Annotated in this window: 21 protein-coding genes; 8 read left to right on the forward strand and 13 right to left on the reverse strand. The window is 39.3% G+C overall.

Annotated features, from left to right (window positions below):
• The first annotated feature begins 180 nt into the window (after positions 1 to 180).
• The 8 genes from GX437_00605 to GX437_00640 all read left to right on the forward strand — a co-directional run bounded on the left by GX437_00605 (position 181) and on the right by GX437_00640 (position 7842).
• Positions 181 to 804 (forward strand): TetR/AcrR family transcriptional regulator, encoded by a 624-nt coding sequence (locus tag GX437_00605; protein ID NLJ06144.1) that lies wholly within the window; start codon positions 181 to 183, stop codon positions 802 to 804.
• Complete coding sequence (locus GX437_00610; GenBank protein ID NLJ06145.1) at positions 801 to 2069, forward strand: TolC family protein; 1269 nt, start codon at positions 801 to 803, stop codon at positions 2067 to 2069. Before GX437_00605 ends, GX437_00610 begins: the two co-directional genes overlap by 4 nt.
• Positions 2070 to 2080: 11 nt before the next feature.
• The gene (locus GX437_00615) at positions 2081 to 2959 is read left to right on the forward strand and encodes an HlyD family efflux transporter periplasmic adaptor subunit (protein ID NLJ06146.1); all 879 of its coding nucleotides are present in this window, start codon (positions 2081 to 2083) and stop codon (positions 2957 to 2959) included.
• 42 nt (positions 2960 to 3001) lie between these two features.
• Positions 3002 to 3964 (forward strand): ABC transporter ATP-binding protein, encoded by a 963-nt coding sequence (locus GX437_00620; protein ID NLJ06147.1) that lies wholly within the window; start codon positions 3002 to 3004, stop codon positions 3962 to 3964.
• A 269-nt stretch (positions 3965 to 4233) separates the two neighbouring features.
• Positions 4234 to 4653 carry an IS200/IS605 family transposase gene (gene tnpA / locus GX437_00625; protein ID NLJ06148.1) on the forward strand — a complete coding sequence of 140 codons (420 nt, stop codon included), beginning with the start codon at positions 4234 to 4236 and terminating at the stop codon, positions 4651 to 4653.
• A gap of 222 nt (positions 4654 to 4875) precedes the next feature.
• Complete coding sequence (locus GX437_00630) at positions 4876 to 5604, forward strand: ABC transporter ATP-binding protein (protein NLJ06149.1); 729 nt, start codon at positions 4876 to 4878, stop codon at positions 5602 to 5604.
• A 3-nt stretch (positions 5605 to 5607) separates the two neighbouring features.
• Positions 5608 to 6717: an ABC transporter permease gene (locus tag GX437_00635; GenBank protein ID NLJ06150.1), complete on the forward strand. Its 1110-nt coding sequence runs from the start codon at positions 5608 to 5610 to the stop codon at positions 6715 to 6717.
• A 3-nt stretch (positions 6718 to 6720) separates the two neighbouring features.
• Positions 6721 to 7842 (forward strand): ABC transporter permease, encoded by a 1122-nt coding sequence (locus GX437_00640; GenBank protein NLJ06151.1) that lies wholly within the window; start codon positions 6721 to 6723, stop codon positions 7840 to 7842.
• A 19-nt stretch (positions 7843 to 7861) separates the two neighbouring features.
• Here the strand turns inward: GX437_00640 and GX437_00645 are convergent, their stop codons facing one another.
• The 13 genes from GX437_00645 to GX437_00705 all read right to left on the reverse strand — a co-directional run bounded on the left by GX437_00645 (position 7862) and on the right by GX437_00705 (position 26647).
• On the reverse strand, positions 7862 to 11278 hold the full coding sequence (locus tag GX437_00645) for a T9SS type A sorting domain-containing protein (GenBank protein NLJ06152.1): 3417 nt from the start codon (positions 11276 to 11278) through the stop codon (positions 7862 to 7864).
• Positions 11279 to 11486: 208 nt separating this feature from the next.
• The gene (hydF, locus tag GX437_00650; protein ID NLJ06153.1) at positions 11487 to 12692 is read right to left on the reverse strand and encodes a [FeFe] hydrogenase H-cluster maturation GTPase HydF; all 1206 of its coding nucleotides are present in this window, start codon (positions 12690 to 12692) and stop codon (positions 11487 to 11489) included.
• Positions 12693 to 12867: 175 nt separating this feature from the next.
• Positions 12868 to 14295: a [FeFe] hydrogenase H-cluster radical SAM maturase HydG gene (gene hydG, locus GX437_00655; protein ID NLJ06154.1), complete on the reverse strand. Its 1428-nt coding sequence runs from the start codon at positions 14293 to 14295 to the stop codon at positions 12868 to 12870.
• Positions 14296 to 14299: 4 nt separating this feature from the next.
• Positions 14300 to 15430, reverse strand: a complete 1131-nt coding sequence (locus GX437_00660) for a response regulator (GenBank protein ID NLJ06155.1) — start codon at positions 15428 to 15430, stop codon at positions 14300 to 14302.
• Positions 15431 to 15882: 452 nt separating this feature from the next.
• Entirely contained in the window at positions 15883 to 16263 is a 381-nt protein-coding gene (locus GX437_00665; protein NLJ06156.1) for a response regulator, read from the reverse strand.
• A gap of 37 nt (positions 16264 to 16300) precedes the next feature.
• The gene (locus GX437_00670; protein NLJ06157.1) at positions 16301 to 18304 is read right to left on the reverse strand and encodes a 4Fe-4S binding protein; all 2004 of its coding nucleotides are present in this window, start codon (positions 18302 to 18304) and stop codon (positions 16301 to 16303) included.
• A gap of 10 nt (positions 18305 to 18314) precedes the next feature.
• The gene (locus GX437_00675) at positions 18315 to 20066 is read right to left on the reverse strand and encodes a 4Fe-4S binding protein (protein ID NLJ06158.1); all 1752 of its coding nucleotides are present in this window, start codon (positions 20064 to 20066) and stop codon (positions 18315 to 18317) included.
• 10 nt (positions 20067 to 20076) lie between these two features.
• Positions 20077 to 22032 (reverse strand): 4Fe-4S binding protein, encoded by a 1956-nt coding sequence (locus GX437_00680; GenBank protein NLJ06159.1) that lies wholly within the window; start codon positions 22030 to 22032, stop codon positions 20077 to 20079.
• Between the two features lie 9 nt (positions 22033 to 22041).
• Positions 22042 to 22539, reverse strand: coding sequence for an NAD(P)H-dependent oxidoreductase subunit E (locus tag GX437_00685; GenBank protein ID NLJ06160.1), 498 nt, complete (start codon positions 22537 to 22539; stop codon positions 22042 to 22044).
• A gap of 33 nt (positions 22540 to 22572) precedes the next feature.
• Positions 22573 to 23088 (reverse strand): response regulator, encoded by a 516-nt coding sequence (locus GX437_00690; protein ID NLJ06161.1) that lies wholly within the window; start codon positions 23086 to 23088, stop codon positions 22573 to 22575.
• A gap of 318 nt (positions 23089 to 23406) precedes the next feature.
• Positions 23407 to 24711 carry a hypothetical protein gene (locus GX437_00695; GenBank protein NLJ06162.1) on the reverse strand — a complete coding sequence of 435 codons (1305 nt, stop codon included), beginning with the start codon at positions 24709 to 24711 and terminating at the stop codon, positions 23407 to 23409.
• Between the two features lie 266 nt (positions 24712 to 24977).
• Positions 24978 to 25925: a nucleotidyl transferase AbiEii/AbiGii toxin family protein gene (locus tag GX437_00700; protein ID NLJ06163.1), complete on the reverse strand. Its 948-nt coding sequence runs from the start codon at positions 25923 to 25925 to the stop codon at positions 24978 to 24980.
• The gene (locus GX437_00705) at positions 25922 to 26647 is read right to left on the reverse strand and encodes a hypothetical protein (protein ID NLJ06164.1); all 726 of its coding nucleotides are present in this window, start codon (positions 26645 to 26647) and stop codon (positions 25922 to 25924) included. The genes GX437_00700 and GX437_00705 overlap by 4 nt, the downstream gene beginning before the upstream one ends.
• Between the last annotated feature and the right edge of the window lie 88 nt (positions 26648 to 26735).

The following is a 26735-nucleotide window of genomic DNA, read 5'->3' on the forward strand; positions in this document are numbered from 1 at the left end:
CACTATTCTCGTTTAATTTAGGTTTTGATAAAAATTGCAAAAAGCATGACTTTACTCTTGTAATTTTAAACTTTCGTTTTTCAACCCCCAAAAAAAAATTTTGCTGATTTAAAAATCCTTCATACATTTGACCGATTAGTTAAACTATCTATTTAAACCAAATAGTAAATATTTATTGCGATGACAGATAAACTTGATACAGAGCAAAGAATTCTTGATGCGGCCAAGAAAATATTTATGACTAAAGGGATGGATGGGGCGAGAATGCAGGAAATTGCCGATGAAGCGGGTATCAACAAAGCATTACTGCATTATTATTTCCGTACTAAAGAAAAGCTTTTCGGTGCAGTTTTCAGGGAGGCCATTGATGATTTTTTCCCGAAAGTCAGCGGTATCATGATGGCAGATGTCCATCTGTTTGATAAAATCAGATTCTTTGTACAAGAATACAACAAACTGCTGATGAGCAAACCATATATCCCGGGATTTATCATTATGGAAGTCAACAGAAACCCTGAAAACATCCTGTCAGTTTTCCTGGATTATGCAGAAAAAATTTCCAGTCAGAATCTGCCTGCCCTTGCCCAACAAATTCAGCAAATGGCAGAGCAAAACGAAATCAGGCCGGTTGACCCGCGTCATCTCATCATGAATATGCTTTCGCTGGTGGTTTTTCCCATTATCAGCAGGCCTATCGTTAAAACCATTCTGTTTCAGAACAATGATGAATATTATCAGCAATTCTTATTACAAAGAGCTGAAATTGTTTCAGATACAATAATTAATTCAATCAGGATAAAATGAAAAAACTTATCATCACTTTTTTAATCATGAGCCTGACTTTTGGATTAAAACTAAAAGCACAGGATACGCTCAGTCTGGAAAAATGCAGGGATGCCGCCTTGTCGAATTTCCCGCTGACAAAGGCTATTGAATTGTATCAGCAGTCAGGGAAATTCATGATAGATAAAAATTCAGCTTCGTATTTTCCAAGACTCAATCTGAATTCGCAGGCCACCTGGCAATCTCAGGTTACTTCCATCGACCTGAGCGGACTTCCTTTTCCGGTTAACATTACCCCTCCGCCAAATGACCAATACAAGGCTGTTGTTGAAATCAATCAGTTAATTTATGATGGGGGTCTGACCAGAAAACTGAATGCCATTCAAATCAATGAAACAGAAATAAACATTGCAGGTGTCAAGGTAGAGCAGTATAAAATCATCGATCAGATTAATCAGTTGTATATCAGTATTTTACTGTTAAACAAACAGCTTGAGCTAACAGAACTGACGAAAGAACTTATTGAGCAAAAATTAAAAAAAGCAGAAGCAGGAATCAGAAATGGGATATTTCTGCAAAGCCATGCCGATATATTAAAAGCCGAAATGCTGAAAATTGAACAGCAATTTAAAAATCTGTATTACAGAAAAAAAAGCCTGTTGGAATCTCTTTCAAAACTTACAGGTTTGGCAATTTCAGAAAACACCGTTTTCAGCGAAATTAAGGAGGAATATATTCAGGTTAAAAATTCCCGTCCTGAAGAAGCCTTGTTTGATTTTCAGAAAAAACTGATTGACAAAAGAATAGAATTGCTTTCTGTATCCCGTTTACCCAAATTATATGCCTTTGGACAGATGGGCTTTGGCAGGCCGGGACTTAACTTTCTGAGTAATGAATTTAAACCTTATGCCATCGCTGGCGCCAGCCTGAACTGGAATATCTGGGACTGGCATCAAAGCAAAAATGAAAAAAACAGCCTCGAAATCCAGAAGGAAATTATAGAAACCAAACGACAAACATTCGAACAATCTCTTGATATTCTTTCAGTTACTGAGAAAAACAACATTGACAAATACAATGAAGCTATCCTCAGAGACGCTGAGATCATTGCTTTAAGGGAGAAAATCACAAAAGTAGCTTCGAGCCAGCTTGACAACGGATCTATTACCGCCACAGAATATCTGGCAGAACTGAATGCTGAAATGCAGGCCAGACTCAACCTTGAAGTTAACAAGCTGTTGTTGCTTCAGGCAAAAATGAACTTAAATTTTATTAAAGGATACTAAATGACAGACAGATGAAAATAATCAATGCACTCGTAATTATTCTGATTCTTTTTTCCTCATGCAAAAGAGAATATGTTTCCGATGCTTACGGAAATTTTGAAACCCGGGAAATCATAGTATCTGCCATGGCAGGCGGGCCTATTGTTTCGCTTAAAATTGAGGAAGGCCAAACACTTGATTCAGGGCAGATTGCCGGAATAATTGATACTACCTCTCTGGTTATTCAGAAAGAGCAACTTTTAGCCAAAAAGGAGGCTATACTGGTAAAATCAGGGAATATAGAAGCTCAGGCAAAAGCCATCAGGGAGCAACTGTCCAGTTTACAGATTGAAAAAGAAAGATTGGAAAAACTCTTTAAGGAGGGAGCCGCCACTTCTCAGCAAATGGATGATATTAACGGAAAGATAAAAGTACTGAATGCACAAATTGAGAGCGTTCAAAGCCAGCAACCATCTATCTCAAAAGAAGCAGTATCTATTGACAAGCAAATAGATTTAATTGATTATCAGCTAAATAATTGCAAAATAGTCAATCCCCTAAAAGGAACTGTTCTTACCAAATATGCAGAACAAAGTGAAGTGGTAAGCATGGGAAAACCTATTTACAAAATTGCTGATTTGAGAAATATGTATCTGAGGGCTTACATCTCCGGTGGTCAATTGTCATCAGTTAAAATTGGGCAGAAAGTTAAGGTTTTAATTGATGACAAAAACAAGAAAATGAAAGAGTTAACAGGCATTGTCAGCTGGATAAGCAGCAATGCGGAATTTACTCCAAAAATCATACAGACCAAAGAAACAAGGGTCAATCTGGTTTATGCTATGAAAGTAAAAGTAAGCAATGACGGTAGTTTGAAGATTGGGATGCCCGGGGAGGTCAGGTTTGAATAGTAAACTAAAATATGGTAATCTCATTACAAAACAGCAACATTGATGAAAATCAGAATAAACAATATTTCCAGGCATTACGGAGAGGTTGAAGCCCTGAAAAATATCAGTCTCGAAATTCAGAAAGGGGAACTTTTTGGGTTCATCGGGCCTGATGGTGCGGGTAAAACCACCTTGTTCAGGATTATTGTTACACTGCTCAAACCTGATAGTGGCAATGTGAAAATCAATGGATTGGATACAATTAAAGACTATAAGGAAATCAGGAAGATAGTAGGGTATATGCCGGGTCGTTTTTCCTTATATCAGGACCTGACTGTGGAAGAAAACCTGAATTTTTATGCAGGTATTTTCGGGACAACAGTACAGGAGAACTATCACTTAATCATGGATATATATTCCCATATTGAACCCTATAAAAAGAGACTGGCAGGTAAACTTTCGGGCGGAATGAAACAAAAACTGGCTTTATCCTGTGCCATGATTCACAGACCTGAAATTCTTGTCCTCGATGAACCGACTACCGGGGTGGATGCCGTTAGCCGGAAAGAGTTCTGGGAAATGTTGAAAAATCTTAAAGAATCAGGGATTACAATTATTGTTTCCACACCCTACATGGATGAAGCAGCAAAATGTGACAGGGTTGCCCTGATTCAGCAGGGAAAGATAATGGCAATTGATCAACCTGATAATATTGTCAAAGAATTTAAGTCGGAACTCTTATCCATCTCTGCAGGCAACAACTATCAGTTATTGAATATCTTACGGCAATTTCCGAGAACGGAAAGCGTATTCCCTTTCGGCCAAAGCGTTCATTACACCGAAAAAGGAGGACAAATCCAATCAGTGGAAGAAATCATCAGTTATCTGGAAAAAAATGGCATCAGCAATTTAAAAATTGAGAAAATTAATGCAGGGATTGAGGATTGTTTTATGAAATTGATGAATGAAGAAAATAATTATTTTGGAGGGGGAATGAATTCCCCCTCTATTAACGGAACATTATGAAAAATATCCATGAGAAAGAGATTTTTTTTAATAGCCGGGGATTTAAATCCCCGGCTAAAAGGATTTTATTTATTCTCGAGATTTTTTTTTCAAATGCAGGGGATTTAAATCCCCTGCTAAAGGAATTTTATTTCTATCTCGAGGGAATGAATTCCCCCTCAATTAAAAGAACATTATGAAAATTGATTTTAGAAATGAGCAATATTCATCAATAGCAGGGGATTTAAATCCCCTGCTAATAAAAATCAAGAAATCATAAAAATAAGATTATGTCATTTTCACAAATATGGATACACTCAGTCTGGGCTACAAAAAATCGTTACCCTTTTTTAACAAAAGTTATCAGGATTAAGCTTTTTGAAAAATTCAGAGAAATTGCGAAAGATAAATCGTATTTTTTAGATACAACAGGAGGAATTGACGATCATGTTCACATAATTTTCAGTATGAGGCCTAACCAGATTATTTCTAATATTATAAAAGATTTTAAAGGCATTTCATCAAAATGGATTAATGACAACAATATTACTGAAGAATATTTTGAATGGCAGGAAGGCTTCAGTGCATTTTCAATCTCTCCATGGAATGTTGAGTTAATAAGAAATTACATTAAAAATCAGGAACAGCATCACAAGAATCAAGGATTTGATGATGAGTTAAAAAGATTAAACAAAAGTGAAATTATATAAAATGAGAAAAGTTAAAATAGATTATTTGATAGCCAAGGATTTAAATCCCCTGCTAAAGGAATTTTATTTCTATTTCGAGGGAATGAATTCCCCCTCTATTAAAAAAACATTATGAAAATTGATTATAGAAATGAGAAATATTCATCAATAGCAGGGGATTTAAATCCCCTGCTATTAAAAATTAAGGATTTGAACCCATGACTAAAAATTAATAACATTTACATGCAATCTGAATCTATCATTGATGTTAAAAACCTGGTAAAAAAGTTCGGTTCGTTTGTGGCAAACGATAATCTGACTTTTGAAGTTAAGAAAGGTGAAATTTTCGGCTTTCTTGGGGCTAATGGAGCCGGTAAAACCACCGCTATCCGTATTTTATGCGGCCTTTCCTATCCGACTTCAGGTGAAGTAAATATTGCAGGTTATGATATTTATAAAGACAGGGAAAAGATAAAAAAAAGTATCGGATACATGAGCCAGAAATTCAGCCTGTACGAAGATCTGACGGTGTATGAGAATATCCGCTTCTATGCAGGAATTTACGGTATTGACAAAAAATCCATCAAATCAAGAACTGATGAATTGCTGGAAAAGCTTAATATGATTGACATCAGAAACAAGCTGATAAAGGATTTGCCGCTGGGATGGAGGCAGAAAATTGCTTTTTCAGTGGCTATTTTTCATCATCCTGCGATTGTTTTTCTTGATGAGCCAACAGGCGGGGTTGACCCCATCACAAGACGTCAGTTCTGGGAGTTGATTTATCAGGCTGCTCATGATGGAATTACTGTCTTTGTTACCACTCACTACATGGATGAGGCTGAATATTGTCAGAGGGTAGCCATCATGACGGAAGGGAAAATTGCGGTGACAGATGCTCCGCTTAATCTGATAAAAAAATATGCTGTTAATAATATGGACGAAGTATTTTTAAAAATTGCAAGAGCTTAAAAGATGAAAAGGTTTATCGGGTTTGTCAGAAAAGAGTTTTACCATATCATCAGAGACTGGCGGACACTCATTATCCTGTTCGGGATGCCTGTCATTCAGCTGATTCTTTTCGGATATGTCATTACCAATGAGATAAAGGATGTAAAAATTGCTGTCTTTGACCAGTCAAAAGATGAGACCACACTGCGGCTCATTAATAAAATAACTGCTTCAGGCTATTTCAAGCTGACAGAAAATATTAACAGCTATGATGAAATCGAGCAGATATTTAAAAAAGGCTTTGTCAAACAAGTCGTTGTGTTTGAACCTGATTTTGCGAAGAAACTAAAAAAAGAAGGTAAAGCCAGTATCCAGTTGCTGACAGATGCTTCAGAACCAAACACTGCCAACTTGGTAGTCAATTACACTTCGGGCATTATCAGTGGGTTTATGGCTGAAGAAAACAAACCGGCAGATATTCCGGTGAAAATAATCCCCGAAGTCAGGATGCTTTACAATCCTGAGCTAAAAGGTGTTTTTATGTTTGTTCCGGGAATCATGGCCATGCTGCTGATGCTGGTGTCGGCTATTATGACCTCTATCTCCATCACCCGTGAAAAAGAGCTTGGTACGATGGAAGTTTTGCTGGTCAGCCCGCTGAAACCTGTACAGATTATTTTCGGCAAGGTTGCACCTTATGTCCTGCTTGCTTTTATTGATGCCATCATTATCATTGCCATCGGGCACTTTGTTTTCAAAATGCCGGTGCTGGGGAGCGTCTCACTATTGATGCTGGAAGCATTGATTTTCATCACTGTAGCCCTTTCGTTAGGCATTCTGATTTCTACTGTTACCAACAGTCAGCAGGTCGCCATGATGTTGTCAATGGTAGCCCTGATGTTGCCGACTATCCTATTATCAGGTTTTATCTTTCCGATTGAAAATATGCCCTGGCTTTTACAGGCCTTATGCCAGATTATGCCGCCAAAATATTTTATCATCATTATCAAAAGCATTATGCTGAAAGGAAATGGATTTTTGTATGTCTGGAAAGAAACCCTGATATTACTGGCAATGGCAGCCTTTTTCATATTACTGAGTGTTAAAAAATTTAAAGTCCGGCTGGAGGCTTAACCCATGAAAACAATATTTTATATCATACAAAAAGAGTTTATTCAGGTTTCCAGAAACAGGATGATGCTACCCATCATTTTTGTGGTGCCGATTGTTCAGTTACTGATACTGGTGCATGCAGCCACTTTTGAGATGAAGCAGATTAAAATGTGTGTGGTGGACAACGACTTTTCAGCCACTTCACGTAAGCTGATTTCAAAATTCTCAGGTTCCCCATTTTTCAGGATAAAATATTCTTCATTTTCTTATTCCGAAGCAGAAAAATTTCTCCAAAAAGGTAAGGCAGATGTGATTCTTCAGATTCCTCCTCATTTTGAAAAAAACCTGAATACAAATAATCCCGGGAAAGTCATGCTAAGCATAAATGCAATAAACGGGGTGGCTGCAGGATTGATTTATGCCTATTCAGGTCAGATTATCAATGATTTTAACAAAGATATGAGCTCCGGAAAAATCCAGATAGCAGAAAATCATACGAGGCCTGAAACCATTAATATCACCTATACCCATTGGTACAACCCGCAGTTGAACTATAAAACCTTTATGGTTCCGGGCATTCTGGTATTGCTGGTAACTTTAATCGGGCTGTTTCTGGCAGGAATGAACATTGTCAGAGAAAAAGAAATCGGTACGATAGAACAGATAAATGTAACTCCCATCAAAAAATATCAGTTTATTGCAGGCAAACTCGTCCCGTTCTGGATCATTGCATTGTTTGATCTTGCCTTTGGACTGAGCCTTGGCAAATTGCTCTTCAATATCCCTATGCTGGGCAGTCTTTGGTTGGTTTTTCTTGCTGCTGCCATTTATCTGATAGCTGTTCTGGGAATGGGACTTTTTATTTCCACCCTTGCCAACACCCAGCAACAGGCCATGTTTCTTTCCTTCTTTTTTATGATAGTCTTTCTGCTTATGAGCGGTTTGTTTACTTCGGTGGAAAGTATGCCCCAATGGGCACAGTATTTCAACAAAATCAATCCCATAGCCTATTTTATCCGTATCATGCGGATGGTTTTGCTGAAAGGATCAGGTTTTTCAGATATTCGCATTGAATTGCTATCGCTGGCAGCCATCGGATCGGCTGTGCTGGCAATGGCAGTCAGGAGATACCGGAAGGTAGCGTGAAACTAATATTTTGGCAATGCTATTTACCTATGATAAACTTCTGTGTAAGAATGTTTTCTTTTGTAAAAAGGCTGAAAAAATACAATCCATCCGGCTGATTTTCAAGGTTTAATTCGATAATATCACCAGTCGTTGCTTTAATAGAACGCCTCCAGATCACTTGTCCGTTCATTTCGCTTAGCTGAAGGCTGACATCCTGCCTTTCTTTGAGATCAAACTCTATAAAAACTTTTCCCGATGATGGATTTGGATTGATTTTTAATGAATTTTCAGTTATCAGTTTTTCTCCCCTGATGTCTAATGCCCAACCGGTGGTAAAATCATGAACAATCTCATTGCCAAAATCAGGATTAAACATTTTCAGATAAGGACCATCCAGGCTTCTCAAACGAAGATATCCATTCCCGTCATTATTGTTCCAGAACGAGAGCCCGTCACCATCTGTATCCAGCATTTTCAGGGTATAACAGCCGTAAGTGTTCGGCAATGTTAACGTATCCATGTAAAGTTTGTTGGCCTGAAGATTTTCTCTTTTGTAAACAATATTCCCGGCAGCATCACTTATCTGGCACCTTGATTCCTGGGGAAAACTGTTTGTCCTCAGATACACGACAAAACGGTTAGGATATACCGGTGGAATTTCAAACTCTTTAATGACAGTGTTATTAAATGAATAATCATCCGTTGCATTGTTAACTTTAGAAACAGAAACCCTGAACCTGTTATCTCTGATCCAGCCTCCCCAGTAAAAAGGAAGTTCAATTTCTGTTTTATCAAGAGGCTCTAACTGTCCGCTCCACCTGAAATTTGAGCTGTAAGTGCCATCTGTTTTACCATAATTAAATTCAATCGAGGTGATTTTCTGTTTCCCTGTATTTTGAACCAAAACCCTCGGATTTGCACAATGCGGATTCTCTCTAAGGTATTCCTGATGCTTGTTCGGAACGATAATATCAACCACAGCAGCGTCAAGAGAGAAATTAAAGTCGCTATATGAAATTAATTGGGATTCAAGCACGAAATTACCCCCTGCATCACTTTCAGCATTGTAGTCAATTTTAACTGAGTCTTTTTGTTTATCAATAAAACTACTTACCTCCCAGTCGTAAGTATAAACCGGAGCACCAGGACACCATCCGGCACGGTCATAAATCCATGTTCCTCCTTGCGGATATAGCGGATTTGAAGCACACTCCGTCCAGAGCAGCCAACGGTAACGCATAGTATCGTTCAACCATAACTCATGGTATTTCGGACAAAATTCAGCACAATTGTTCGGGGCCGCCATCCCGTGTCCCGTTGTCCTTGTTTTCACCCTGAAATATTCAGCTTTTTTATTCAACGTAAGCCATTTCGGTTGCACCAGACTGGCAAAGTTAGGGAGTCCGAAACTTCCGCTGTATAAGGTTTGTACACTCAGCACATCCCTTGGAGGTGTTCCTTCTATCATTACAAAGTCGAGTTGATGGAGTTCCTGCCAGTTGCCTGAACTGATTTTGACTGAATCATGCAACAGAGGTGCATAGTCGCTGACATCATATATCCAGGTAAATCCATCGCCCAGATCGAGGTTAATGCCATAGGGAGTAATAAAGCGTCCTATTTCGTAACGGTCAAGTATTCTGTATTTTTCATCGTATTTTGCCTCCGTCATTATTTTATAAATGACTGAATCCGGTTTAATCTTAATAAACTGAACAGGCTTTCCGTTGGAGTCAAAAAGCACACGCTGATAAGGAGGATAGACATATAAGGTATCGGTGGGAATATCCGGTTTTGAAAAATTGCTGAATAATACCAGCATATTTGATTGATTCTCAATAGAATCAGTTAATATATTTCTGGTTACTTTCTGTTGATAATTGCTTTGGTCAAATATGATTTCAGGAAGAAAATTCCCGTTTCTCATATTTTTAAAAAGGCTGACAGGAGAATGTGGTTTCCAGCCGGGCCCTGTATTCATTTTTCCCTGCCATTTGTTCGGACTGATATCTTTCACTGTTTTGCCTTGTCCTTCGTCAAATGGAAACCAAGCCACAAGATTATTGTATATTGCATCTGAAGGTTTGGGCGGGTTATACATGATTTTCTGAATATCAGCCTGACCGAGTGCCTTGTTCCACACACTGAATTCATCGAGCATTCCGTCATAAAAATTTCCTGTACCGGCTTCATTTGAGCCAATTCTGAATGTTTTCACATTTTTAATACTCTTGCTTTTTGATGTACCACTCTGAAACAATACCCCGTTAAGGTAAATTTTCATTTCTCCGGTGGAGGTGTTTTTAGTAAATGCCCAGAAATTCCATTTACCTTTAAATGAAGAGGTATCGGCCAGCTTTTCAATACGGTCGTAGCCGCTGCCATCGTTTCCGGCATCCCAGTAAACATGTCCGTCTCCCCAAGGCAGATGAACATTGAATATTCGTCTGTTGGCAGAGTCAACACCTTCAAAAACAGTATTGTTCTGAGGCTGATACTTCGGATTGCCGTATTGCCAGAAAGCAAAGGTTACTTCATTTGTAAGCGATGAAAAAAGATTTTGAGGTAAAACGATATAATCGAGGTTTTCAAAAAAGAGTGTATAATCAGAAGATGCTGATTGTGAAGAACTTAAATAATTAACAGGATGGGCAAGCATTTTAACAGGCTCTGAGGGAGCAAACAAAATCATTTCGACCAAAATATTGGAAAATGAATCCCATTGAAATGAATTGAAGAAAGGGAAATAGTTGACTCCTTTTGCTGAAAGCTGAACTTTTCCATCAAAAACCACCTCAAAAATGTCATTTCCAGGCTGATTGACCGAATCTTTTTTTGTAAGTGCCATTCTGATCATCACTCTTCCCAGATTAACAGCTGCATCAGCCACATACAGGGCTATTCCGGTAATATTTTTTTTCATCAGACCTGCTCCTGCCAACTCATCTGCTTTCCATAAAAAAACGGTTTTCTGAAAATCAAGTTTTGAAATAAATTCTTTTTCAATGCTGTTCGAAGTATCCCCAACCATCGTTTGTTGAAAATCCAGCGTATCTGAATTTATGGTTTCATACTCAAAATGACTGGAATAAAGCCATGATGGGGTTTTCATATAGCTGAAACTGTCTTTTTCGGCTCCATCCACCTTGAAATTAGGAAATTTTTTGTATTCATTTGTCTTTTTTGAGGCATAAGTATAGGTAAGATAATCCCACTCTCCGCAACGATACGGACTGTTCTGAGGGTCACATTTCAGGGTATAATACATTAAAATCCTTTGGAATTTATGTGAAGTATCCGGAAATACCACCCAGTTTTCCTTTACGTCTCCCCTTTGGCTGAAATTGATTGCCTGAATTCTGATGGTATCGCCAGGTCCTGAAAAGACCTTTGATGACGTCATCAGAAAGAGAAAAAAAGATAAGAATCTGATATTCAGTTTTTTAACACTCATAACAATGGATTTGAATCAATTTTCAGTTGCAAAGGTAAAGATTGTCTTTTATACTGTACCAATATAATTAATGAATGCATTCCATTTAGTCCAATACCCAACATGAAAACAGCTTGCTGACAGGAAAAATATGCTGATTATCAAGAGAAAAGCTCTTACAGGCATTCGGAACCAATAAAATAATAAATCGATAATATTAAATCCGTTTCTATTTCCTGAACAAGGCAGTAACCCTGTCAAAAATTCCGTTCATCCATGCGATAGCCATCCCATAGTTGGTAACAGGAATACCGTTGTCAATAAAAGGTTTAATACGTGCCGAAAGCTGTCTGGGAGTTACCATACATCCCCCACACTGAATGACCAGTGAATACTGATGTATATCGTGCGGAATCGAAGCAAGTCCGGCAATTATTTCGAAGCTCAGTGATTTGCCGGAATATTTTTTTATCCATTCGGGCAACTTATGTCTTCCGATGTCATCACAATTGACCTGATGCGTACAACTTTCCAGAATCAGTACTTTATCACCATCTTTTAGCTGATCTATTTTGGGCGTATCTTTCAGATATTCATCAAATTCCCCTTTCAGGCGGGCAAAAATGATGGAGAAGCTCGTCAATGGAATATTTTCAGGAACTATTTTACTCACTTTTTCAAAAACCTGACTATCGGTTACCACCAACGCAGGCTGTATTGATGTATTTTGAAAAAACTGCTTTAGTTCACTTTCCTGCAACACAATACAGATGGCATGCTGATCCAGAACATCGCGTATTGCCATTTGCTGAGGCAATATCATTCTTCCTTCAGGGGCTTCTTTGTCAATGGGAGTAACCAGTACCACAAATTCACCGGGATTAATTAAATCTGCCATTAATCGCTTCTGTTTATAGGCATTTTCAGGGATAATGTTTTTCAGCTTACTGATAAGAACTTCCAGATTGTCAGGTGCATAAGTGGTAAATTCGATGATGTCGCCATTGTAATATTGTCTGATTTTCTTTTCAGTATCAGCATTCAACCTTTTCAGATCTGATTTGTTATGAACCAATAAAAAAGGCACTGCAGCTTCCCTGAGCTTATTAATCCATTCAATTTCAATTTCATCAAAGACATTTGATGCTATGATTAAAATGGCACAATCAATCAGGTTAATCACATTCATGGTTTTCTGAACACGTTTCAGTCCCAGCTCGCCTGTATCGTCAATTCCTGCTGTATCAATGACTATGGCAGGCCCGATACCGAAAATTTCTATGGACTTCTTTACCGGATCGGTGGTGGTTCCGGCATGGTCTGAGACAATTGCCACGTCCTGACCTGTCAATGTATTAATAAAGGAACTCTTGCCATTGTTTCTTCTACCGAAAATGCCAATATGCGGCTTGCCAATGATTGATGATTTTGACATTTGATTTGAATAACCGAGCTTTTTGTTATCATTGTTTATTTCTTCTATTTTCATCGTATCTGTTTTTAAATTTTCGTTCATCTTAAGCTTGTATCATCTCATTCTCCTGATAATAAACTGTTTATTTATCATTGATTATAAATATTTTATGCTAAAAAGTGTCAAGGTCATATTCTTAAAAATATAAGTCTCTTTCCCCATTTTTTATTCTTTCAATTCTGTCAGTAATTTCCTTTTTATTTCTTGAGAAATTATTTTTACTTAATTCATTTTCAATAAGTTTCCATCCTTTTTCAGCTGTATCAGGAGGTGCATAATCCACCAGATATTCGGAAAAGGTCAGGATAGCATTGGCTGTACAGAATCTTTTGATAAAACCCGGAACACTAAACTCCATGAAATGTTCTCCTGTTCTGCCCTTTCTGTAGCAGGCAGTACAAAAGGACGGCAACATCTGCTGTTCCATCAGTTCCTCAATGATTTCATTCAGCGAGCGGTTATCATTGATGCGAAACTGTCCCCTGTTCAGATCCTGCATTTCATTGATATTTGAGGAATAACTTCCGAGTTCAAGCCTGGTACCCCCATCAATTTGTGAAACACCATATTGTAAAAGCTCATTGCGGAGTTCAAGGGGTTCGCGGGCGGTCAGTATCAATCCGGTATAGGGTACTGCAAGGCGGATAATGGCCACCATGCGAGAAAAATCTGCATCATTCATGAAATACTTTTTACCCATTTGCAGCATGGAAGCATCTTTAATTCTCGGAAACGAAATGGTATGCGGACCAACATTAAAACAGGCTTCCAGGTGGTTGACATGGCGAAGCAGTCCCATAACTTCAAATTTCCAGTCGTAAAGTCCGAATAATGCTCCTATACCTACATCATCAATACCGGCTTCCATAGCCCTGTCAAGAGCGGTCAGGCGGTAATGATAATCAGCTTTTTTGCCCCGAAGGTGGTAGGTATGGTACGCCTCAGGGTGATAGGTTTCCTGAAAAATCTGATAAGTCCCGATTCCGGCCTCCCTGACAGTTTTAAAACCTTCTGTTTCCAAAGGAGCTGCATTGATATTCACTCTTCTGATTTCTCCTCTTCCCTTTTTAACAGAATAAGCCAGCCTGACGGTATGCGCAATAAACTCAGGATTGTACTGTGCATGCTCTCCGTAAACCAGAATCAGTCGCTTTTGTCCGTTGTCTTCCAGTGCTTCTATCTCTCTGACAATTTCTTCATCTGACAGGGTCTTTCTTACTGCCTGCGTATTTGAGGCCCTGAAACCGCAATAAGTACAATTATTTGAACATTTGTTGCCGATATATAAAGGAGCAAAAAGCACGATACGGTTGCCATAAACTAGCTGCTTCAGCTTTTTGGCCCCTTCCCTGATTTCATTTACCATTTCAGGGTCGTCAACATTCAGCAAAACAGCCGTTTCTTTCAGGCTCAGTCTTTTTTTATCAAGCGATTTTGAAATAATTTCTCTGACTTTGGCCGGATCAGGTTTTGCATTTTTCAGTATCTCTTCAATTTCACCTGCATCTATAAAAGATTGATGAGCTCTGTCTTCAATTCTATATTTTTCCGGTATAAATTTCATATTATTAAGATTTTACAGGTAATTCCACGGTAAAAATACTTCCCTTGTCCGGTTCACTTTTTACCTTGATATTTCCATGGTATTCCTCAACAATTTTTCTGACGATGGATAAACCTAAGCCACTCCCACTGATGCCTTTGGTCTTTTCCGATTTTATTCTGACAAATTCGTTGAAAAGTTTTGAAACATCTTCTTCACTCATCCCGATCCCGGTGTCCTCTACCGTGATAATAATTTTATCCCCTTCCTTTCTGAGATCAAGATTTACCATTCCTCCATCAGGCTTGTTATATTTAACTGCATTCGATAACAGGTTGTTGAAAATGGAGTCCATTTCATTCGAATCGGCAATGAAATAAAGCGACTCAGGAAGATTTACATTTAACCTGACTTTCCTCTGCATGGCATAGGCTTCAACGGAGTAAACCGCTTTCCGGGCAGTATCGGCAAGGTCAATATTCCTGAGTTCCCTGATGTTTTTGCCTGATTCAATTTTTGTCAGGTCAAGCAAATCCATGATCAGGTTACGCATTCCGTTCAGGCGTTCCATACAACGATCGATCATCGGCATGTAATCATCGATATTTTCTCCTAACTGCCTGTCTTTCATCATCTTTAAATAACCATCAATGGCATTTACGGGAGATTTAAGTTCATGAGAAAGCACTGAAATAAATCTGTTTCTGGCCTGTTTCCCCTGTCCGTTACTCATTTGTCTGGTCATGCGTCTGAGATACAGGTGTTTGGTGATATTTTCCATGGCCGACTTGAGTTCCTGCGGGGTAAAAGGCTTCGGAACAAAATTATATGCCCCGTTTTGAGTAGCTTTTACAGCCAGATCAAGTGAGGCATAACTGGTAATCATCATCACAAGGCTTTCAATTTGTTTTTCATTGATGTATTCCAGCACCTCTATGCCATCAATACCAGGAAGTTTGTTGTCGAGCAACACAATATCCGGAACCTGCCGGTTGATCCATTCGATGGCTTCCTCTCCTGAACCGGCTTCAATCATTTCGAAGTCAAAGTCTTCTTCCATGAAAGGAAAGCCTACGGTAAAATTTTTCAATATTCTGTTGATTCCGGAACGTATTCCCGGCTCATCATCTACTATAAGTACCTTTAATGTTGCCATCTCATTTTCTTTTAAAATCAGGACAAAATTATCCTAAACCCGCTGGGACATAAAAGAGCGGAAAACTCATCCTGAAAGTCAGTAAAAACACTTGTTTCTCATTTAACTAATTAAATTTCAACCTCTTACAATCAATTTCAATATTATCCTCACACTGATAATTATTTTACAAATAAATGATAAACAATAACTTAAAGAAAAAACTTTTCAATAGCGATGAAAACATGAATTTTTAAAACAGGTGTTTTAACGGGGTGACACTTTTTGAAGTTTTACGGGAAGTAAACTGAGAGGTTTAATAAGTGAAAAATCTGGTTGAGCCTCTTAATGAAAAATAAATCAGCAGATGAGAAGAAACACTCAGCAGTATTCAGCATTTATCTCTGAATGTACATAATTGTAGGTAAAACAAAATACTAATAAATCTATTCAGAGTGGAGAAAAAGAAAGAGTTAAATTTTCATTACTTTTTTAATTTCACGATGCAACTGATCGCCACGAATGCCTTTATCGAGATATAGGTCGGCTTTGATCCACTGCCTGTCCTGACTGGTTTCAAGGCTGAAAGTATATCCGGTTTCTGCAGTTACAGCTGTTGCAATAATGACGGGCACATCGGGATATTTTTTCTTTAATTTGTAACTGAGAATAAATCCGCTGTCTTCCTGTTCCATCATGAGGTCGAGGACAGCCAGATCAGGACGGTGAGATTCGATATAAGCTTCTCCATCTTTCTGACTTTCAGCAGTATCCACACTAAAGCCCAGCTTTTCAAACTGAGTTTTCAACTGATACAGGCAATCTGTATCATCATCAACAATGAGTACTTTCATTTTATTATTTTTTTCTGAATTATTCATAATCAATCATTTAAACTTTTATCGTCTCTGTTGAATTTTTTCTTGGCAAAGTGATGATAAAGGCTGTTCCGACAGGACCTTTCTGTGCATCCTGGTTTGAAACTACCTGTATTTTTCCTCTATGCATTTTTATAATACCATAAATCAGAGGGAGTCCGAGCCCGGTTCCTTTTCCCGGTTTTTTAGTTGTAAAGAAGGGCGTAAAAATCTTATCCATATTTTCGGGAGAAATACCCACACCGGTATCTCTGACTTCTATTCTGATTTCATCGTCATTTCCGCTCAGCCTGAGGAAAATGTTCCCGCCATTTGGCATAGCCTCCACTGCATTTTTCAGCAGATTGGTCAACACCTGCATCATCTGGTCGGTATCGATCATAATCGAGTGGTTTTCCAGTGATGATTGTATGTCAACGCTGATATTTCCGGGAATAATCACCGATTCGGTACTGTGTTTTACAAAATCTAACAAATCGGTTTCCGAGTACCTGACCTGATTTTTTCTGGCAAAGTTCAGCAAGCCGCTGACAATGTTTTTACATCTGTTGGCCTGCTCTGCAATCAGCTCAAGATCATGTTTGATAGGGTCGTCCGGTTTTGCTTCTTCTTTCAGGATATTACTATACATAGTAATGATTCCCAATGGGTTGTTAAGCTCATGGGCAATGCCGGCTGAAAGCTGTCCCATGCTTGCCAGTTTTTCGCTTTGCCGGAGTGCCTGACGGGTGGAGACAAGTTCCTGATAGGTTTCGTTCAGCTGACGGATGGAGGCATGTAGTTTATCTATCGAATAAGGCAGACACATTTCGTTTTCGGCAAGTCCTTCGATGATGGCAATGGCATGCTCCACGCAGGTATCATAGCCGCAGGCTCCGCAATTCAAATGGTCTTCCGCCCTGGTTTTCCCCATTTTTTCCAAAACCTGTCTGATTTCTTCATCCGTTGGCTTGGGAATTCTTCTGTCGAGTGGTTCAAATTCCTGAGAAAGATCAATGTTTTCAAATTCTTTCACTTCATTCTCCCATTCCTGAATATTAAGCTTCTCCATTTTTTTCTGTACATAGCAGGTAATCATGTTTCTCCGGGCATAACGTTTTCCACCTCTGCTCATACCTGGCCCCATGATGCATCCCTCGCAGGCAAGCACTTCCAGATGTTTTATCCCTACAAGCTCATTGGAAAATTCTTCAATGGCATCCCTGAAATTCACCCTTCCTTCTGCTGTCAGTACTTTTCCCCTGCTGATATCATCTACAATTTCCATATTCTGAAGCAGGCCACGGGCAACAGGAAAAATAGCTCCTTTACCTGCGAGAGGCGGATCAAATTCTGACGGACTGACCTGCTCCTTTGAAATTCCCTTTTCCCTGAACATTTCCCTGAGTTCCTGGAAGGTGCATACATAATCCAGTTCATCGCTTTCAGCCTTTTTGGCAATACATGGTCCGAAAAATACCAGTTTATATTCATTGCCATACTTTTCTTTCAGTACCCTGGCAGTTGCCACCATTGGCGAAACAACAGGTGCAAGATTTTTGGTCAGTTCAGGATAATAATGTTTGATATAATAAGCCACTGCAGGGCAGTCGGAGGTAATGACGGGCTTTGAATCATTTTTTTCAAGGAGTTTTGAATATTCTTTGGCGACCAGATCGGCTCCGAAGGCTATCTCACAAACCTTATCAAACCCAAGGCTACGCAACATGCCTACCAATAAACGGTAATCTCCTGTTTCATTAAATTCAGCAGCAAAACTTGGTGCCAGACAAGCTATCGTTTTCTGACCCGATTCCAGCAGGCGGATAACCTCCTCTGTAAATTTAAGATAAATTTTTGCTTCCTGACTGCATACCTTCACACAATTTCCGCAGCCAATACAACGCTCAGGCATTACTTCAGCCTGTCCGTTTATGATGCGTATGGCTTTTACCGGGCATTCCCTGACGCAGGTATAGCATACCCTGCACCGGTCTTTCACCGTGTAAACCAACTGCCTGTATTTACTGCTTCCCATCATGGCTGCTTTATTTTAAAACTTCTCTTTCCATATAAGAAGTATGAAGTATTTTATGGCTCAGGTGCCCGTTGGGTTTACCAAGATGTTTGGCATAAAGTTCTTTAATATAAGGATTCAGGTGTGAGGCTTTTATACTGTCAGTATCGTCAATGGCATAAAGGCTTTTCATTCGCTCCATGACTGAAGCTGAATCACTGCCGATAGGTTGCCCCCCTCCATTGACACATCCCCCCGGACAAGCCATCACTTCAATAAAGTGAATATCGTCTCTGCCGTTTTTAATATCTTCAAGAAGTTTGCGGGCATTCGCCAGTCCGCTGACTACGGCAACGCCAAGTTTTAACTCATCGATTTCCAGATGAGCTGTTTTAATACCTGCTGTTCCCCTGAGTTGCGGGATACGGTAAGCTGTCAGCTCCTTGCCGGTCAGAAAGAAGTGAGCCGTGCGTAAAGCGGCTTCCATGACACCACCTGATGCACCAAATATTTTACCGGCAGAACTCCTCATACCTAAAGGAGAATCGGCCAATTCAGGGTTTAAACGGGTAAGATCAAGATGATGCAACCTGATGAGTTTTGCCAGCTCTCTGGTGGTCAGCACCGCATCCACATCATTAATCCCTTCGAAAATCATCTCATCTCTCTGCTGTTCAAATTTCTTAGCCGTACAAGGCATGACAGATACCACGTATATGTTTTCCTTTTTCAATCCGCTTTCTTTTGCATAGATATTTTTAATGACGGCACCCATCATTTGTTGCGGTGATTTACAGGTAGATAAGTTGGGTATCATCTCAGGGTAAAATTCTTCGGTAAATTTGACCCAACCCGGACAACAACTGGTGAACATGGGCAAAGTGCCCCCGTTTCTGATTCGTCCGATAAGCTCAGTCGCTTCTTCAATGATGGTGAGATCGGCACTGAAAGATGTGTCAAAAACAGCATTAAAGCCGATTTTACGCAATGCTGCATTCAGTTGTCCGATAAGTTCCTTTCCCGATTCAAGTCCAAATTCTTCAGCCAGAGAAACAGTAATAGATGGGGCATACTGAACGATAAGTGTTTTTTCCTTTTTTGAAAGCATGTCTAATACTTCAGGAAGATGGGATTTTTCAGTAAGTGCTCCAGTTGGGCAGGCCATGATACACTGACCACAGTTGATACAACTCGACACATTAAGTCCGCGGTTGTAAACCGTGTTAATCACTGTTTTGCTGCCTCTTCCGACAAAGTCAATGGCAGCCACCCCTTCAATTTCTTCACATACCCTGACACAACGCCCGCAAAGAATACACTTGGCAGAATCACGTATGATGGAAGGACTGGAAACGTCCATCTGATAGCGTTTTTTGACACTGTTCAGGCGTCTGTCTGTAATATTCAGTTCTCCGGACAACTGCTGAAGTTCACATTTCCCCGATCTGACACAATAAAGGCAATCATCCGGATGATTGTTGAGTAAAAGTTCAACAATAACTTTCCGGGAGGTTATAACCCTCTGAGAATGAGTTTGAATTTTCATCCCTTCAGCCACAGGCTCTGAGCAAGCCGTTACCAGATTTCGTCTTCCCTCGACCTCTACCACGCACATTCTGCAGGCTCCGCTGGGGAACATGTCTTTGATATGGCAAAGTGTCGGGACATTTATGTTATTTCTTTTCAATACTTCAAGGATGGTTTCCCCTTTTCTGGCACCTATCTCCTGATTGTTTACCGTGATGTTAAAATCGTAATTTGCCGTATTTATTTCGTTACGCATAATTTTGGTTTTATTCATTTAACGACAATTCCACCTGTACCTGTTTTTTCTCTCCTTCAATATATATTGCTCCGAAGTTACAGGCAGCCTGACAACTGCCGCAACCGGTACATTTCTCTGCAATGATGTAATGCGGGTTTTTTCTCGACCCGACAATGGCATTTACGGGGCATTTTTTGGTACAAGCCGTACATCCCGTACAAAGGGCATCATCGATCACATAGGTTCTTAATCCCTGACAAACGCCTGCCCTGCAATGCCTTTCATAAATATGTTCTTCATATTCATCTCTGAACCATCGCAAGGTACTCAGCACAGGATTTGGTGCCGATTGTCCAAGCCCGCAAAGAGAAGTGTCTTTTATGACCATGGCCAGATTTTCAAGCTGAACAATCTTTTTAAAACGGGACAAGGCATTCCCGTCAAAAGGTTTTTTTGTTATTTCCTCCAGGGTTTCGAGCATGACTTTGGTACCTTCGCGGCATGGAATACATTTTCCGCAACTTTCACGCTGGATAAAATCCATGAAAAACTTTGCCACATCGACCATACAGGTATCTTCATCCATGACTACCATACCACCTGATCCCATCATTGCACCAACAGACAGCAAGGATTCATAATCGATAGGAATATCAAGGTTCACCTCTGTAACACAACCTCCTGAAGGACCGCCCATCTGAACAGCCTTGAATTTTCTTTCATTTTTAATTCCTCCGCCAATGTTAAAAATTATTTCCCTGATGGTCGTTCCCATCGGAATTTCGACCAGGCCTGTTCTTTTTATCTTTCCTGAGAGGGCAAAAACCTTTGTTCCCTTGCTGGTTTTTGTTCCCATGGAAGCAAAATAATCAGCCCCTTTATTGAAAATAGAAGGGACATTGGCAAGTGTCTCTACATTATTTATAACTGTCGGTTTACCAAAAAGCCCCTGAGTAGTTGGATAAGGAGGCCTTGGGCGGGGCATTCCTCTTTTTCCTTCAATGCTATGAATCAATGCGGTTTCTTCTCCGCAGACGAAAGCACCTGCCCCTTTTTTGATGATAATTTCCAGATCCTGTCCTGTTCCGAAAATATTTTTCCCAATCAGTCCGTATTCTTTGGCGTCAGCAATTGCCTTAATCAGCCTTTCAATGGCAAGGGGGTATTCAGCACGTATGTAAACATAAGCTTTGGTGGCCCCGATGGCGTAAGCTGCAATGCACATTCCTTCAAGAAGCTTGTGCGGATCGCCTTCGATGACTGCCCTGTCCATAAAAGCACCGGGATCACCTTCATCTGCATTGCAAATCAGGTATTTCTGATCAGCTGGGCTGGCAAGTCCAAGTTTCCACTTCGTTCCGGTACTGAAGCCTCCCCCTCCTCTTCCCCTGAGTCCGCTTTTCAATACTTCATCACATACATCTTCCCTCGATTTACCTTTAATAACCTGAAGATAAGCCTGATAGCCTCCTCTTGCGATGTATTCTTCAATACTCACAGGGTCAGATATTCCGCAATTTTCAAGAACCAGCCTTTTTTGCAACCTGAAAAAAGGATGTTCGCTGATGAAAGGAACATTTTCCCATGCTTCCCCTTCATCGTCAAACTGTCCGATAATCTTCAGCACAGGGAGTCTGCCATTCATAACGGCCTGAAGAAGTTCAGTTACTTTATCCTGAGTAACCTGCTCAAAACTTATCCGCTTTTTGCCCGGTAGCTTCACATCGACAATAGGTTCACTGGAACACAGACCTATGCATCCCACTCTGACTACATCAGCTTTTATCTCATTGGATTTCAAATAGTTTTCAATCGCCTCCATAGTCTTTCCTGCACCAGCACCCAGGCCACAGGTACCGGCTCCGACAAAAATGACCGGACGGTCCACCAGTTCTTTCCGCAGATATGCACAAATTTTATCAGGCGAACTGTCCGGCTCTTTGTACTTATTCTTAGCTAATACTTTTTCTTTCAGGATTTCCATAACTTTTCATTAAACATTTTCAACCAAAGCTCCCTGTTCTTTCAATTCTCTTGATTTATAATCATCGATAATCTGTTTTAAACCGGAGGCAGTCACTTTTGCGTAAAATTCTCCGTTAATGGTGATGACCGGAGCCAATCCGCAGGCACCTATACACGCTACCACCTCAATACTAAACAAACCATCCGAAGTCGTTCGCCCGGCTTTAGTCTTCAACAGTTTTTCAAGCTCTTCCAGGACGGTTGCAGAGCCCAGTACGTGACAAGCCGTTCCGCGGCATACCTGAATATGGTATTTACCGGGTTTTTCAAATCTGAACTGGTTGTAAAAAGTAGCAACACCAAATATTTTACTTGTGGGGAGGTTTAAAACCTTTCCGACCTCAGTAATGGCGCTTTCAGAAATATATCCTTCCGATTCCTGAATGTCCTGAAGAAGAGGTATCAGGCTATCGCGTCCCTTCCCTTTGTATTTGTTCAGTATTTCTGCTAAATCTGACTTCTTCATGATGTTGTTGGTTAATGTTTCATGATTATTTTACTAAGCTTTTTCGGCTAAGGTTTCGTTCAGCAGCCTTTTCACTTCAGGGAGTATTCTCTTTGAATCAACAGGCTTTGCTAAAAATCCGTCAACCGGCAGCCAGACAGATTTTCCATCTTCCGATTTGTAATCAATACCGGCTTTTCCACTTACCACATCTTTAATCAGGAGCACATCCATTTCCTTGAAATCGGGATCTTTTCTGAATTCACGGGCTATGGCCTGAACATCCGGCTTGGTAGTAACCAAAACTTCAATGGAAGTCAGCATGATAACAGGCATATTCCTGAACTCAGGGCTGCTTTTAAGTTTTTTAGCCATTTCAAAGCCTTCATACTGGGTCGTCATCATCACATCGAGAATAGCCAGATCAGGTTTAATCTGTAAAGCTTTTTCATAACCGTCTTTTTGGTTGGAAGCATAACTGACCGAATAACCTTCATGAGTCAGAATGGTTTCAAGTACGTTAATGACATCAATGTCGTCATCAACCAGAAGAATTTTCTTTGTTTCCATTTTTTTAAATTTTAAATTGTCCGACATTTTTTTTCAATTACGGTACAAAGATGATGATATCGCTTACGCTCCCAAAAGAGATAAAAGCACCTTGCAGACATACGTGAAAACACCTGAAAACAGTATTAACACACTGATAATGTTGCACTTAGATCAGAAAGGAATACAAGAGAACTTAATCTTAAAAAGCTGAATTTCAGGCAGATAAAATTCAATTCATTTTTTCATCAGCCTTGTAAAATTTTTAAAACGGGTGTTTTTACTGAAGAGAAAATCAAGTAGCAGCCGGAATTAAGGTAAATTTCAGGCTAAGAATTTTTATATTTTAATCTTGCTTTTCCATACCGGTATGCCCATTTTCAGCCTTAATTGTTCCATATCGGAATCAGGTGAATAAGGTATTATGCAATTTGTCAAACTGTCAAGTGTCGCGGCAATTTCATACAGGTATTCCTGATATTGGTCATTTGAAACGAGGTCGTCAAAATAAAGGTCAGCGTAAAAACCGGCCAGATCGAGGAGGTAAGGAATGGCACGGGGATCATTCAGACGGGCAAGTGACTGCAGAGCCTTGATTCTCAGATTGATATTCCGGTGAAGGTTCAGCAGGCAGAGCGAAAAGACCAGTTTATTTCTTTCAAGACTATCGGCATATTCCTCGGTGAATTTTTCCACAACCCTGCCATTGTTAAAAAAGTACCTGTCCCCTTCCTGAATTTCCCACAACCTGATATATTCCAGATCGGGCTGACAGACAGGAATAGCAGAGGGGAAACTCACCGTATCATAATTGGCTTCCCAGATTATTCCCGACCGTATAGCAGCAAGCTTTTGCAGTTCATAGTCTTTACCATCTCCGAAACTTTTTAGGTCAACCCATTCAGCATCCTCAAAATGAAGGAAACAAAAGAGATAATAAATATAGCCGAACTGATAAGTCAGGTATTTTACCTGCTCACCGCTTTGTGTCAAAAAACAAACATACATCGTTCCCCATGTTGGCAGGCTTAAATTTATCTCACCTATCGGTAAAACGTATCTGACATTACGGTGATTTTCCGGATGAAAGCTGGGGTTTTGGTCGTTGGCATCCAGAATCCTCTTGACTCTATTCCATTTTTCACGGTAAACCAACCTGCAAAAACGGCAATTTTTATCACAATCCACTGTTTTTCTGTAAAAATCTATTTTAATTTTTTCATCATCAGCCAATTGAAGAGCCTTCAGGTGGTTTTCAGGAGTTAACGGAACATACCAATCAAGGCTGAGTTCTCCCTGATAAGCCTGAGTCAGTTCCGTATTCAGCATAAAAATTTTTTCCCCGCTGCTGATGCCGGACAAAAAGCTTTCAATTTCATTCTCTTTAAATAAAAGTTCATTGAAGGTCAGATAAAAAATCTGGTCGGGCAGGGACAAAAATGTATTTTGTTTATAGATAGTATCTATCTTTACCGAAACTGCATACATCAAAGTCCCCAAATCATCATAGAAACCACCTGAAACACCTGTAATTTTACCTGCAAAAACATTGTCTGTTTTGTGAAAAACTGAATCATTAATGGGTTTTGCGTGTATGAAATATGGCAGGAATACCATAAATAACTGTATAAAACTCTTCATCATTATTGATTTATCGGTTAAAAACCCTTGCAAACCTAAGCTTTTGACTAAGATGAGCATGGAAAGTTTTTCCATAAAATATAGACGTACTTTCCTTCCAGCAGCATCTGTACGATTTTTACTTACCTTGTTATGCAATGAGGAATTAATTTCGTTCTCTGCAAGGACCGGGCGAATTTTTTCCTGATGCTCATGAATTTGCCCGTAGGTTTATCTGGAAAATTTGATTTCTTTATTAAAAGCACACCAGATTAATCGGGGGCAAGCTATTAACCATTAATTCTGCATAGCAGGTGCTCAAAACTTTTGGCAACTTCTTTTTCATCAGGTATAGGTCTGTATGCCAATAATGAAAGTTCCATTTGATATTTTGCTTTGACTTGTTCCCATAATTTTGAAAAATCTTTAACCAAGGGTGATTCAGTAATCATTTTACTTTGCCAACCTGCCGGCTCTTCAAAGATTTCCCTATCGTGGTTCAATATGGTATTAAATTGATTTATAAAAGCATCGGATTCAACAAACTCAATACATTCAACATTTTTCATCAAATAATGCAGGTCATAAAAGTGCCTTATTTTTTCTGAGATACTTTCAACAGTGTTTTCCTTAAATGAAAATCGAATTAAAGATACGACCTTTTCCAATAGTGTTCTTTCCTTACTCAACACATTTACTTCAAATGGATGAAGATTATATTGCTCTATGTATTTTTCATTCCCTGTTTGTGTTAAAAAGTCAGACACCAAACTTTTAATGGTCAGCTTATTAAAGGGAAAAGGATTTGAAAAGGAGTTTATTTCAACAATAAGTTTATTATTTGTATTGTTCTTTTCGGTTGTAACATATTCAAAAACAGATTTTCTGAACCGTGAACCTTTACTCGTTACTCCATCCATTTTCAGTTCTTTCAAATCAGAAGTGATTTCTTTTTCAACTGTGCGTATTAATGTTTTAATCTCATTACCTGATTTCCCCTTATTGTTTATAATAGCAATATCTACATCCTCGGAAAAACGCTCTATCAGATTGTATCCTTTTGAAAGTGAAGTCCCACCTTTAAAAACGGCTTCATTCACATATTTACTTTTTGCCAAACGGTTCAATATCAAAGTTATCCAGTAATCTTTTTCCACAAATTCCAACTTTATTTCCATGTGCTGTGATACAGCCCTTAATGTGTCGGAAAACAATTTCAGATTGTGATGCAAATTCATACAATATTCCATTTTCCGGTGTTTGTCAGTACCTGTGCTGCACCGGCCAGTTTATACTTTGTAATCGGGTTCAGGGATTTAAATAGTAATTCTGCTGCTTTGTCCTTTTGTATTTGTTCCAAAATAGCCCCCAGTAAAGCTCTTGTAGCAGGAGGATATTTTAACGCCAGACGAACCAGCGTATTGATTTCTCTATCCGTAAACTTCCTGATGATAGCAATCAGCCTTTTTATAGATGCTTCAATACTTGCATCCGGTATTTTTTTGATGTAGCGAATGGCATCCAATATCTGGAAGAAAGGTATGTTTTTTTTGGAAATGATGTTTTTTTGTTTGATAAAAGAAATGGTGTAATGTTCCCTTTTAAATGCAGGTCGAATCTGATTTTTACCTATTTGTATCGTATTGCTCACTTGTGTTGTTAAGCCTAAGCGGTTATAAATGCTATAGCCAGTGAGATAGCCGGTTATTTTCCCGTTTTCATCCAATAAATCTTTAACTATTTGTTCCTGAGGAGGTTGAAGGGCACCAAAAGGTGTATTTTCGGGTTTGTAATATTTTCCTTTGGATAGTTTGGCAATTTTACCCGCAGCTACCATGCGGTTTAAAGCTTTTATCACCGCTTCTTTCTGATTCACATCCGTAACAAAATCGGCATAGGTAAACACATATCCCCTGGGCAGTCGATCTATAGTAAATGATATATATTCAGCTATTTTCATTCTGTATATTTTTGTGCAAAAATAATTAATTGTCCAGTATATTAGCAAAAAAACTGGACATTTTCATAATCATGGATAAATGGTTAAG

The sequence above is a fragment of the Sphingobacteriales bacterium genome, assembly GCA_012517435.1.
GTDB lineage: Bacteria > Bacteroidota > Bacteroidia > CAILMK01 > JAAYUY01 > JAAYUY01.